This window comes from Mesorhizobium sp. C120A, assembly GCF_030323105.1.
GTDB lineage: Bacteria > Pseudomonadota > Alphaproteobacteria > Rhizobiales > Rhizobiaceae > Mesorhizobium.
Genome location: NZ_CP100476.1, coordinates 113,771 through 126,427, shown reverse-complemented (window position 1 = coordinate 126,427; position 12,657 = coordinate 113,771). Strand labels below are relative to the sequence as shown.

The following is a 12,657-nucleotide window of genomic DNA, read 5'->3' as shown; positions in this document are numbered from 1 at the left end:
CCTGGATGGTTGGGACAAAGGGGATGATTGGGACAAAGGGGGTGATTGGGACAAAGTGATGGTCACTCGGCCGCCGCCTTGGCCTTGCCGCCGCGCTCTGGGACAACGCCTTCAAGCGCCGCGATCAGCCTGGCGTGGATGGTGGCGGTGCGTGCCGGGTTGTCGATCTTCTGCCCCGTAAGGTCGGTGACATAGAAAGTGTCGATCACCTTCTCGCCGAAGGTGGTGATGTGAGCCGAGGCGATGTCGAGCGAGAGATCGGACAACGCACTGGTGATTTCCGACAACAGCCCAGGCCGGTCCAGTCCCTCGACCTCGATCACCGAAAACCGGTTCGACAGCGTGTTGCGGATTTCGGCGCGCGGCGGAATCTTGAACACCTTGGCGCCGCGCCGCGGCCGGGTGCGCTTCTCGATCATCTCCGGCAGCCAGCTCTTGCCCGACAGCACGTCCTCGATCAGCCGGCCGACGCGCTCGGCGCGACGGCGCTCATCCTCATCGCGGTCGAATTCCCGTGAGATCAGGATGATGTCCAGCGCGCGGCCGTCGGACGTGGTGAAGATCTGCGCGTCGACGATGTTGCCGCCGGCTCCCGCGCAGGCGCCGGCAATGACCGAAAGCAGGCGCGGATGATCCTGCGCCAACACGGTGATCTCGGTCACCGCCTCGAATTGGTGGGTCCTGACCACGGTGGCGAGCTTCTTGCCTGCCGCGTCGGCTTCGCGAATGAATTCGGCATGGCGCAGCTGATCGGGGAGGTCGACCGTCAGCAGATAGTTCTCGTAATGCAGGCCGACATAGCGCTTGCGGGCCTTGTCCGGCCAATCGGCCAGCGCCTCGGCCAGCCGCTCGCGCGCCGCCGCCGTCCGCTTGGCGCGCGACACTTCCGAGAAGCCGCCGGTCAAAAGCAGTTCGGTCTCGTAGTAGAGCGTGCGCAGGAGCTGGCCCTTCCAGCCGTTCCACACGCCCGGCCCGACACCCCTGATGTCGCAGACGGTCAGGATCAACAGCATTTTTAGCCGCTCAACCGATTGCACGATCGAGGCGAAATCCTCGATCGTCTTGCGGTCGTTGAGGTCGCGCGTCTGCGCCGTCATCGACATCACCAGATGGTTCTCGACCAGCCAGGCGACTGTCTCGGTGTCGGCCGCCGACAGCCCCATATGCGGGCAGATGCGGCGCGCGATCCGGGCGCCGGCCTCTGAGTGATCCTCCGGCCGGCCCTTGGCGATGTCGTGCAGCAGCACCGCGACATAGAGCGCCTCGCGGCTCTTCTCTAGCCCCGGCATCAGCGTGTGCGAGAGCGGATGCACCTTTTCGCCGTCGCCGCGCTCGATCTCGGCCAAGACGCCGATGCAGCGGATCAGGTGCTCGTCCACCGTATAGTGGTGGTACATCGAGAACTGCATCATGGCGACTATTCTGCCGAAATCGGGGATCAGCCTGCCGAGCAGGCCGGCCTCGTTCATGCGCCGCAAATTAAGCTCGGCATTGCGGTCCGAGGTCAGGATGTCGAGGAACAGCCGGTTGGCCTCCTCGTCGCGCCGCAGCGACTTGTTGACCAGACCGAGCGAGCGGGTGAGCAGCTTCAGCGCATCGGGATGGAACTCCAGCCCGTGCTTGTCGGCGAACCAGAACAGCCTGAGCAGATTGACCGGGTCGCGCTCGAACACGCTGTCGTCGGCGACGTTGATGCGGTGATTGTCGACAATGAAGTCCGACGTGCCTGCCAGCTTGCGCTTGCGGCGCTGGAAGGTGAGGAAGATGCGGTTGAAGCCGGGCACATGCTTGGCCTGCTCTTCCTCGAGCGCGGCGCAGAAGATGCGGGTGAGGTCGCCGACATCCTTGGCGACGAGGAAGTAATGCTTCATGAAGCGCTCGACCGCCGACAGACCGGGATGGGTGGTGTAGCCCAGCCGTTCGGCGATCTCGCGCTGGATATCGAAATGCAGCCGTTCCTCTGGCTTGCCGGTGAGGAAATGCATGTGGCAGCGCACCGCCCACAGGAAGTCTTCGGCCTTCTGGAATTCGCGGTACTCGGCCTCGGTGAAGACACCTTTCTCGACCAATTCCTCGCCGGTGCGCACGCGATAAAAATACTTGGCGATCCAGAACAGCGTCTGCAAATCGCGCAGGCCGCCCTTGCCGTCCTTGACGTTGGGCTCGACCAGATAGCGGCTTTCGCCGGCCTTGGCATGGCGATCGTCGCGTTCGGCGAGCTTGGCCTGCACATATTCCGGTCCGGTGGTGCGCACCACTTCATGGTCGAAGCGGGTGAGCAATTCGTCGAAGAGCTTCTGTTCGCCCCACAGGAACCGCGCTTCCAGGATCGTGGTGCGGATGGTGATATCGCTGCGCGACAGCCTGAGACACTCGTCGATGTTGCGGGTGGCGTGGCCAACCTTCAACCCGAGGTCCCACAGCATATAGAGCATATATTCGACGATCTGTTCGCCCCACGGCGTCTGCTTGTAGGGCAGCAGGAACAACAGGTCGATGTCGGAGCCCGGCGCCAGCGTGCCGCGGCCATAGCCGCCGACGGCAACGACCGCCATGCGCTCTGCGGTCGAGGGGCTTTTCACCCGGTAGACGTGGGTCGCGGCGAACTCGTAGAGGGCGCGGATGATCTCGTCCATCAGATGCGACAGCCGGGCGGCGCAGGCCGTGCCGCTGCCATCGTCCATCAGCATGCGCTCGGCAACCTTGCGGCCCTCGGTCAGCCGATCCTTCAGCAGCCGGAGCGCACCGACGCGCGCGCCGGGCTCGATGCCGCTGGCGGCCGAGATCAGCGCCGTCATGTCGCGGCGCAAAGCCTCGCTGTCGATCAGCGCGTCGAGCTTGAGGGAGATTTTTGCCATGGATTGCCGGTGGGCCTCGCCTTTGCGCGGCGTCTATAGCGCGTTTTCACGGCGCTGTGTATGGGGCGGACGGACGCGTCGGCCGCGATACCAGAAAGGGATGATCATCTCGCGCCGGAGCCGGAAGAGATCGGCGATCTGCCGCGTCAACCGCCTGGTCTCGATCCTTACCTTGGCGGTGATTGGCCTGGGGCGCCGTTTACCTATCCCGCTTGCCACCCATTCCTCTGTTCGCTCCTGCTTGAGCAGGCTTGGCAATCTCACCGGACTGTCGCCGAGGAATTGTGCCTGCAGGCACAATGCTGGGACGAGTTGGTAAATGACCTTGTCGGACGAGGTAGCAAAACGCGGATTGAAGATGAGGTGATCGACGGGAATGCTGATCTCATTCGTTGCCGCAAGAAGGTCCCGCGCGGCCTGTCTGGACAGGATGTATCCCGCCGTACCGATATGGAGCCCGTGCAGTCTGCTCGCAGAAAAACCGTGGCCGCAGGCAACTTGCTTGCGTGAAATTACGGTCCGGTTGAAGAACGTTTCCAACTTGACGATGTCCGCATCGGCGGGAATCCAGCCCGCATCGGCAAGCAAAGCGCCGGCTTTGTCCGGGAAAACGACATCGTCCTCGAAAATCGCCGCGTAAGCATCCTCACCTGCAGCGATCGTCGACCAACACTGTTGGTGGCTGAGCAGGCAGGCAATCTCGGCGTCGGCCAGGCGCAAATGCTTCTTGCCCTGCGGCATTTCGGCCAGATCCGGCCGATCTCGCGCATCGATGGCGGCGACCCGCTCGAAGGCGATGCCGATGCGCGCGAACTCCGCCGTTACATGGGCGAGGCGATCGCGGGACCGATCGAGATTGATAATCAGGCATTTCATTTGGGTGGGATCGATGCAGTGGGACGCGCGTCCATAGCATGGGAACAAAGTTGCGTAAGCGATTTTCCCTCGATGTGCGCGATGACGGCCACGATCGAAAAGTGGAAATCGCCCCTTGACCTTCCAGTTACTGGAAGCACTACCTCCTCACCCAGACAGATATAAGGCACTTTTCGATGGCGCATTCCGAGCATCACCACCACGCGCACGCGGCCGATGGCAACTGCTGTACGGCAAAGGCTGCTGAGCCGGCCGCCGAAGCAGTGGTGCGCGATCCGGTCTGCGGCATGAGCGTCGATCCGGCAGCGGGCAAGCCGACGGCCGAGCATGGCGGCCGTCTCTTTCACTTCTGCAGCGAGGGTTGCCGTACGAAATTCGTCGCCGGGCCCGAAAAATACCTGACCGCCACCGACCCCGTCTGTGGCATGAGTGTCGACCGCGCTACCGCCAGGCATTTTTTCCGCCACGAAGGCCAGGGTTTCTATTTCTGCTCGGCCGGCTGCCGGGCGAAGTTCGAGGCCGAGCCGCAAAACTATCTCGGTGACAGGCCGACGCCGTCGCCAGTGCGGAAAGGCACGCAATACACCTGCCCGATGCATCCCGAAGTGGTAAGAGACAAGCCCGGCTCCTGCCCGATCTGCGGCATGGCGCTTGAGCCGATGGGCGTTCCCACTGGCGATGAGGGCCCGAACCCCGAACTGGTAGACTTCACCAGACGGTTCTGGGTCAGCGCGGTGCTGTCCCTGCCGCTGCTGATCGTTGCCATGGCGCCGATGCTCGGCCTGACGTTCCAGGCGTTTGTCGACGGGCGAACGATGGTCTGGCTGGAATTGGCGCTGGCCAGCCCCGTCGTGCTGTGGGCGGCCTTCCCGTTCTTCCACCGAGGCTGGGAGTCGCTGGTCAACCGCAGCCCCAATATGTGGACGCTGATTTCGCTCGGTGTCGGCGCTGCCTATCTCTACAGCGTGGCGGCCACTCTGTTCCCGGACATTTTTCCACACCAGTTCCGCGGTCATGGCGGCACAGTGCCGGTCTATTTCGAGGCAGCCGCCGTCATCGTCGCGCTGGTATTCCTCGGTCAGGTGCTCGAATTGCGGGCGCGCGAAAAGACCGGCTCGGCCATCCGTGCGCTGCTCGACCTGGCGCCGAAGACGGCAAGGCTGATCGGGGAGGACGGCTCCGACACCGACGTGCCGCTCGTTGCGGTCAAGACCGGCGACCACCTACGCATCCGTCCGGGCGACGCCGTGCCGGTCGACGGCACTGTAACGGAAGGCCGTTCCGCCGTTGACGAATCGATGATCTCGGGCGAGCCGCTGCCGGTCGAAAAAACGAAAGGCGATGCCTTGACCGGCGGCACGCTCAACAAGAACGGTTCGCTGATCATGCGCGCCGAAAAGGTCGGCTCCGAAACGACGCTTTCGCGCATCGTCGAGCTGGTCGCAAAGGCGCAGCGTTCGCGCGCGCCGATTCAAGGTCTGGCCGATCGCGTCTCCTTCTACTTCGTGCCGGCCGTCGTGCTGGTCGCGCTCGCGGCCTTTGCCGCCTGGGCGATCTTCGGTCCCGAACCCAGCTTGATCTTTGCCATCGTCTCGGCGGTCTCGGTGCTGATCATCGCCTGCCCCTGCGCGCTCGGCCTGGCGACGCCGATGTCGATCATGACCGCCACCGGGCGCGGGGCGCACGCGGGCGTGCTGATCAAGGACGCGGCCGCGCTCGAGCGCTTCGCTTCGGTCGACACGTTGATCGTCGACAAGACCGGCACCTTGACCGAAGGCAAGCCTCGCTTGACCGATGTCGTCGCTGCCGACGGCCTGTCCGAGAATGAGTTGCTGGCGCTCGCCGCCGGGCTGGAAAAAGGCTCGGAGCATCCGCTGGCCGAGGCCATTGTCGGCGGCGCCGGCGAACGCGGGCTGACGCTCATCGAGGCCAGCGGCTTCGACGCCGTCACCGGCAAGGGCGTATCCGGCACGGTGTCTGGCAGGAAGGTTTCTCTCGGCAACGCCGCCATGATGGCCGACGTGGGCATGGACACCGCTTCCCTTTCGGCGAAAGCTGAGGCGCTGCAGGCCGAGGGCAAGACGGCGATGTTCGTTGCGGTGGACAAAAGACTGGCCGGCATTGTCGCGGTCGCCGATCCGGTCAAGGCAACGACAGCCGAGGCGATCAGGGCGCTGCACGACAGAGGCTTGCGGATCATCATGGCGACCGGCGACAACGAGCGCACGGCGCGCGCCATCGCCAAAAGCCTTGGCATTGACGAGGTGCGCGCCGGCCTGCTGCCGGAACAAAAGGCAGCCCTTGTCGAGGAGTTGCGTGCGAAAGGTGCCGGCATCGCCATGGCCGGCGACGGCGTCAACGATGCGCCGGCCCTGGCCAGCGCCGATGTCGGCATCGCCATGGGCACCGGCGCCGATGTCGCTGTCGAGAGCGCCGGCATTACGCTGGTCAAGGGCGATCTCAACGGCATCGTCAGGGCGCGAACGCTCGCGCAGGGGACGATCCGCAACATCCGCCAGAATCTGTTTTTCGCCTTCCTCTACAATGTGCTTGGCGTGCCGGTTGCTGCGGGCGTGCTCTATCCGCTCACCGGCACGCTTTTGTCGCCGATGCTGGCGGCGGCGGCCATGAGCCTGTCTTCGGTTTCGGTCATCGCCAACGCATTGCGGCTGCGGACGTTGAAACTCTGAGCAAAGCCCCCAGATACGAATTTCAATCAACAGGAGATCATGGATGACCTTGGCTAAGAAAATCGTGCTTTTGATGATGGCGGCGGGAATGCTGCTTGCCGTTTTCCTCGAAAGCGTCCCGGCGCAATCCGAAGAGATGAAACACGACATGGGCGCGATGGGCGCGCAAGGTCCTTCGACCGACGGCTACAAGGCGGCGATGGACAAGATGCACACCGACATGATGATCGAATATTCCGGCAATGCCGATGTCGATTTCGTGCGCGGCATGATCCCGCATCATCGGGGCGCGATCGACATGGCCAAGGTGGAACTCGCCAATGGCAAGGATCCCGAAATCCGCAAGCTGGCCGAAGATGTCATCGCCGCGCAGGAAGCCGAGATCGCCAAGATGCAGGCCTGGCTCGCCGCCCATCCGGCGAAGTAAGGCAGCAACGGCCATGCCGGAGAGATTCATTCTGGATTTCTCTCCGTGCTTGTGATGCCATTCGCATCGATTACACGGCGCCAGGAGCCCACATGCCATCGACGATAAGAGCCACCACACTGCCTTCGGGCGAGGCCGTCCAGGTGCTGGGACAGGGCACATGGAAGATGGGCGAGGATTCCCGCCGCCGCGCCGGCGAGGTCAATGCCCTGAAGCTCGGGCTGGACCTCGGCATCACGTTGATCGACACCGCTGAAATGTATGCCAGCGGCGGCGCCGAGGAGGTGGTAGCGGAAGCCATTGCCGGGCGCCGCGACGAACTCTTTCTTGTCTCCAAGGTATTGCCGTCCAATGCCTCGCGCGCCGGCGTGGCGCGGGCCTGCGAAAACAGCTTGAAGCGCCTGCGCACCGACCGCATCGATCTCTATCTCCTGCACTGGCCGGGCAGTGTGCCTCTATCTGAAACCGTCGAGGCTTTCGAGGCGCTGAAGGAGGCCGGCAAGATACGCCACTGGGGTGTCAGCAATTTCGACACCGACGAAATGGAGGAGCTGACCGGCCTGTCGTCTGGCAATCATGTCCAGACCAACCAGGTGCTCTACAATCTGTCGCGGCGCGGCCCCGAATTCGATCTCGCACCGTGGAGCCGGCAGCGCGGCATCCCGCTGATGGCCTATTCGCCGGTCGAGCAGGGCGCGCTGGCGCGCAATTCCAGGCTGGAAACCATCGCCGCCCGCCACAACGCCACGGCAGCACAGATCGCGCTTGCCTGGGTGATGGCGCAGCCCGGTGTCATCGCCATCCCGAAGGCGAGCAGCCAGGAGCATGTCCGCCAGAATGTTGCCGCGCTCGACATCGAGCTGACGGCCGAAGACCTCGCCGAACTCGACCGCGCCTTTCCACCGCCGACGCGCAAGCGCGGGCTGGAGATGATCTAGATTGGAACGGGTTTCGACCGGGTATCATCATACGGCGTATAGAGTCGGAGCCATGACGGTCACGTCGCTGCGCGACGGTTACGTCGACATGCCAATCAGGCGGTTGCGCCAGCCCGGAGACCGGACATTCGGTGACAACCTGCCCTCGCATGTACCGCTCGTCGACGGTGCGCTCAGGCTGTCGGTCAACGCCTTCGCCATCGATGACGGCGACGACATCACGCTGATCGACACAGGGGCTTCGAACGCCTGGCACCCGACAATGGGGCACCTGCCCGAGGCGCTGCGCGAGGCGAAGATCGCCACCGACCGGATTCGGACTGTTGCTTTCACCCACACCCATCTTGACCATATACACGGGCTCATCCTTGCCGATTGTGGCGACGGCTTCCCGCAGCTCTCTCGCCTGCTTGTCCCGCGCGCTGAGCTCGGCATGTTTCGCGACGTGGCGAGGCTGGAATGCTTCCACGATCGCGCCCAGCCTCTCGATGCTGGACAGCGCGTCAGCGCTGACATCGATACGATCGGCTCCGCTGGCCATGAAGCCGGCCACACTTGCTTTCGCGTTGTGAGCGCAGGCGAAACACTGTTGATCTGGGGCGACATCGTACATGTGCCGTCGCTTCAATTCGCTCGACCCGAGATCACGTGGGAATTCGACGCAGACCAGCAGCAGGCGAGGGCAAGCCGGTTGCAAATGCTGGCGCTTGCGGCCAACAACGACTGCTACGTCGCCGGCGCGCATCTTGATTCGCCCGGCGTCGGCCGGGTTTTTCGAACCGAGACGGCTTTCCGCTTCGAGCCCTTGTAGCACTCTAGCCGAGCGCCGCCCGCGCCCGTCGCAACGCGCGCGAAAACACTGCGGTGTCGTCGAAGGCGCGCGCCAGCGTGAGCGCGCCCTGGATGGCGCCGACCGTTTCTTCGGCGAGTTCGTCCGCCCTGGCAGCGCTGTGCCCGCTTCGGGTCAGCGCTTCGGCAAGATGCGCCACCCAGCGGCCGAAATAGCTTTTGATCGCAATGGCGAAGAGGTCGCGGGATTCGTCCAGCGCGAAGGCGCCGATCAGGCACACCCGGCGTCCCGAGCGGAAATAGCTGTCGGTCGCTTCGAACATCCGATCGATACCCGTGCGAGGGTAGGCCCTGTCCTGCAACGGCACGAAGACATTCTCCTCGAACCAGCCATCTATATGGGCAATGACAGCCGCCGCCATCTCTTCCTTGCCGCCGGGGAAGAAGTGGTAAAGGCTGCCTTTGCCTAGGCCGGTCGCCGCACCGATCCGCGCCAGGCTCGCCCCTTCATAGCCGTGTTCGCGGAAAACCTCGCCGATGATGGAGAGCAAATCGGCGCGATCGGGCGCGATCCTGCGCATGCGCTAGTTTTTCCGCTTGAGCATGATCTTTGCCGAAAACCGCGACACAGCTCTAGGGATCATATTCTAAAATCCGAGTTCGGACAGGCCGGGATGGTCGTCCGGTCGGCGGCCGAGCGGCCAGTGATATTTGCGCTCACCCTCGGCGATCGGCAGGTCGTTGATGCTGGCGACGCGCCTACGCATCAGCCCGGCCGCGTCGAATTCCCAATTCTCATTGCCGTAGGAGCGGAACCAGTGGCCACTGTCGTCGCGCCATTCATAGGCAAAGCGCACCGCGATGCGGTTGTCGTTCCAGGTCCAGACCTCCTTGATCAGGCGGTAGTCGAGCTCGCGAGCCCATTTGCGCGTGAGGAAGGAGACGATCTCATTTCTGCCCGAGACGAACTCGGCGCGGTTGCGCCAGGTGCTGTCCTGCGTATAGGCGAGCGAAACCCGTTCGGGATCGCGGCTGTTCCAGGCGTCTTCGGCAAGCCGAGCCTTCTGCGCGGCGGTCTCGGCGGTGAAGGGCGGCAGCGGCGGACGGCTCATGTCATTCTCCCATCGGCAAAGGCGATGGCGAGCATTGTACCAATCGGTACAATTGGTCAAGGCCGAAATCGGGCTAGGTTTTCCCCGCCAGCCCCTTCAGCCGGTAGAGCGCTTCCAGCGCCTCGCGCGGCGTCATCTCGTCTGGATTGATCTCACCCAGCGCTGCGCCCAATGCGTCGCTCTCCGCAGGCTTTGCCGCTTCCCGCTTCATTGCCACCGAAAACAGCGGCAGATCGTCGACCAGTCGGTTGGCCTTGCCGGAGACATCGCCTTCCTCGAGCTGATGCAGCACCTCTTTGGCGCGGCCGACCACCGCTTCCGGCAGACCGGCAAGGCGAGCGACCTGAACGCCATAGGAGCGATCGGCGGCACCCTTGCCGACCTCGTGCAGGAAGACGACGTCGCCTTCCCACTCCTTGACCCGCATCGTGACATTGTGCAGTCGCGGCAGCTTGCCGGAGAGTGCCGTCATTTCGTGGAAATGAGTGGCGAAGATCGCCCGGCAGCGGTTCTTCTCGTGCAGATACTCGACCGCCGCCCAGGCGATCGACAGGCCATCGAAGGTGGCGGTGCCGCGGCCGATTTCGTCGAGGATCACCAGCGCCCGCTCACCGGCCTGGTTGAGGATCGCGGCCGTCTCTACCATCTCGACCATAAAGGTGGAGCGGCCACGCGCCAGATCGTCCGAGGCGCCGACGCGCGAGAACAGCCTGTCGACGACGCCGATATGGGCCGATGTCGCCGGCACGAAGGAGCCGGTCTGGGCAAGGATGGCGATCAGTGCGTTTTGCCGCAGGAAGGTCGACTTACCGCCCATATTCGGACCGGTGAGCAGCCAGATGGCGCCGGCCTTGGCACCGTCTTGCGGCGACAGATCGCAATCATTGGCGACGAACGGCCCTTCGCCCGAACGGCGAAGCGCCTGTTCGACCACCGGATGGCGTCCGCCCGAGATGTCGAAGGCGAGGCTGGAATCGACCAGCGGCCGGCACCAGGCTTCGCTCTCCGACAACAGCGCGAGCGCCGCCGACACGTCGAGTACGGCGAGCGCATCGGCGCCGGCGCGGATCTTCTGCGCCTCGCCGACCGCCTCAGCCGTCAGCGTATCGAAAGCGGCAAGCTCGATGCTCAGCGCCCGGTCAGCGGCATTGGCGATTTTGGTCTCGAGTTCGGCAAGTTCCGTCGTGGTGAAACGCATGGCATTGGCCATGGTCTGGCGGTGGATGAAGCGTGCCTTGGCGCCATCGCTGCCGGTCATGATCGAATGATGGTTGGCGGTCACCTCGATGTAATAGCCCAGCACATTGTTGTGGCGGATCTTCAGCGAGCGGATGCCAGTCTCCTCGATCAGCGAGCGCTCCAGCCCGGCGATCACCTTGCGAGACTCATCGCGCAGCGCCCGCATCTCGTCGAGCTCGGCATGGTAGCCGCCGCGCACGAAGCCGCCGTCGCGCCTCAGCAGCGGCAGTTCCTCGCCAAGAGCCTGGGTCAGATGCCCGGCCAGCGCGCGCGGCAGCGCCTTTATCGCGGCAAGTGCCGCTGTCAGCTCCGCGGGCAGGACGGCCGTTCCGAACAGTTCGGCAATGGTGGCCGCCGCTTCGAAGCCGGCACGCAGCGCGCCGAGATCGCGCGGGCCGCCGCGGTTGAGCGCCAGCCGCGACAGCGCCCGCGGCATGTCGGCGACGCTCTTCAGGCCTGACCGCACCGCCTGGCAAAGCTGCGTCTCCGCACGGAAGAACGACACAGAATCGAGCCTGGCGCCGATCGCCGCCGGGTCAGTCAGCGGCGCCATCAGCCGGTCGGCGAGCAGCCTGGCGCCGCCGCCGGTGACCGTGCGGTCTATAGCCTTGAACAGCGAGCCGTCGCGGCTGCCCGACAGCGTGCGCAACAGTTCCAGATTGCCGCGTGTCGCAGGATCGATGAACAGCGTCGAGCCCTGCTCCTCGCGTTCGGGACGCGACAAAGGCGGCCGCTCGGCCTTCTGCGTCTTTTCGACATAGGCGATGGCGCCCGAGATCGCCGACAATTCGGCGCGCGAGAAGGCGCCGAAACTGTCCGGCGTCGCCACTTCGAAGAAACGCGCGATCCGCCCCGCTGCCGAAGCCGAATCGAAAAGCGACGGCGGCTGCGGGCTGGCAACGCGGCCAATGACGTCGAACACCGGCTTCAACTCGGGATCGTAAAACACCGGCTCGGCGACGATCAGCTCGCGCGGGTCGACGCGGAAGACATCGGCCAGCAGGCGGTCGGTCGTGGTTTCGGCGACGCGGAAGACGCCGGTCGAGATCTCGATCCAGGCCAGGGCGAAGGCGTCACCGCTGTTGCCGCCCTTCACCCGCCCTAGCGCCATCAGGAAGCTCGATTCCGACGGCGCCAGCAATTTATCCTCGGTGATGGTGCCTGGCGTCACCAGGCGCACCACGTCACGGCGTACGACCGATTTGCCGCCGCGCTTCCTGGCTTCCGCCGGGTCCTCGATCTGCTCGCAGACGGCAACGCGAAAACCTTGGCCGATCAGCTTTTGCAGATAGTCGTCGGCCGCATGCACCGGCACGCCGCACATCGGAATGTCGTTACCTTGGTGCTTGCCGCGCTTGGTCAGGACGATGCCCAGCGCCTTGCTCGCCTTTTCGGCGTCGTCGAAGAACAGCTCGTAAAAATCGCCCATGCGGTAGAACAGCAGAGAATCCGGGTTCGCCGCCTTGATCTCGATATATTGCTCCATCATCGGCGTGACGCTGCCGACGGGCGCAGGCGGTGTCACCTCGGGGGCGTCGGTTTCTGCTGAAGTGTGCATGTTCATGCCCGCACGCTAGCAGATGTGGGTGCGGGGTTTAATGCCGGCGGCCCGAAAAGCAGGGGACGACCGGCCTCGACGGCGGCTTGTGCTCCCTCTACGCCGGGTGAAGCCGTTGGTTGCTTCGGGCGCCAACCAGACCCTATGATCGCCATGGCGGGGATAAGCGG

Annotated in this window: 9 protein-coding genes; 4 read left to right on the top strand and 5 right to left on the bottom strand. The window is 64.1% G+C overall.

All coding sequences use genetic code 11. The features are described 5' to 3' along the window. Nucleotides 1-62: 62 nt before the first annotated feature. Both NL532_RS00615 and NL532_RS00610 read right to left on the bottom strand, forming a co-directional pair. Nucleotides 63-2,858: a [protein-PII] uridylyltransferase gene (locus NL532_RS00615; RefSeq protein WP_023690023.1), complete on the bottom strand. Its 2,796-nt coding sequence runs from the start codon at nucleotides 2,856-2,858 to the stop codon at nucleotides 63-65. 33 nt (nucleotides 2,859-2,891) lie between these two features. Then, nucleotides 2,892-3,734 carry a glycosyltransferase family 25 protein gene (locus NL532_RS00610; RefSeq protein ID WP_023690024.1) on the bottom strand — a complete coding sequence of 281 codons (843 nt, stop codon included), beginning with the start codon at nucleotides 3,732-3,734 and terminating at the stop codon, nucleotides 2,892-2,894. A gap of 176 nt (nucleotides 3,735-3,910) precedes the next feature. On the opposite strand from NL532_RS00610, the gene NL532_RS00605 reads away from it, so the two are divergent. The 4 genes from NL532_RS00605 to NL532_RS00590 all read left to right on the top strand — a co-directional run bounded on the left by NL532_RS00605 (nucleotide 3,911) and on the right by NL532_RS00590 (nucleotide 8,600). Next, the gene (locus NL532_RS00605; RefSeq protein WP_023828573.1) at nucleotides 3,911-6,424 is read left to right on the top strand and encodes a heavy metal translocating P-type ATPase; all 2,514 of its coding nucleotides are present in this window, start codon (nucleotides 3,911-3,913) and stop codon (nucleotides 6,422-6,424) included. 43 nt (nucleotides 6,425-6,467) lie between these two features. Next, nucleotides 6,468-6,851: a CopM family metallochaperone gene (gene copM, locus NL532_RS00600; RefSeq protein WP_023685134.1), complete on the top strand. Its 384-nt coding sequence runs from the start codon at nucleotides 6,468-6,470 to the stop codon at nucleotides 6,849-6,851. Nucleotides 6,852-6,943: 92 nt separating this feature from the next. Next, nucleotides 6,944-7,789, top strand: coding sequence for an aldo/keto reductase (locus NL532_RS00595; RefSeq protein ID WP_023685133.1), 846 nt, complete (start codon nucleotides 6,944-6,946; stop codon nucleotides 7,787-7,789). A 52-nt stretch (nucleotides 7,790-7,841) separates the two neighbouring features. After that, complete coding sequence (locus NL532_RS00590) at nucleotides 7,842-8,600, top strand: MBL fold metallo-hydrolase (RefSeq protein WP_245270186.1); 759 nt, start codon at nucleotides 7,842-7,844, stop codon at nucleotides 8,598-8,600. A gap of 4 nt (nucleotides 8,601-8,604) precedes the next feature. Here the strand turns inward: NL532_RS00590 and NL532_RS00585 are convergent, their stop codons facing one another. From NL532_RS00585 to mutS, 3 genes are all read right to left on the bottom strand, one after another. After that, nucleotides 8,605-9,159 (bottom strand): TetR/AcrR family transcriptional regulator, encoded by a 555-nt coding sequence (locus NL532_RS00585; protein WP_023685131.1) that lies wholly within the window; start codon nucleotides 9,157-9,159, stop codon nucleotides 8,605-8,607. A 66-nt stretch (nucleotides 9,160-9,225) separates the two neighbouring features. Beyond that, nucleotides 9,226-9,690 carry a nuclear transport factor 2 family protein gene (locus NL532_RS00580; RefSeq protein ID WP_023685130.1) on the bottom strand — a complete coding sequence of 155 codons (465 nt, stop codon included), beginning with the start codon at nucleotides 9,688-9,690 and terminating at the stop codon, nucleotides 9,226-9,228. A 73-nt stretch (nucleotides 9,691-9,763) separates the two neighbouring features. After that, nucleotides 9,764-12,493 (bottom strand): DNA mismatch repair protein MutS, encoded by a 2,730-nt coding sequence (gene mutS, locus NL532_RS00575; protein ID WP_023752996.1) that lies wholly within the window; start codon nucleotides 12,491-12,493, stop codon nucleotides 9,764-9,766. Between the last annotated feature and the right edge of the window lie 164 nt (nucleotides 12,494-12,657).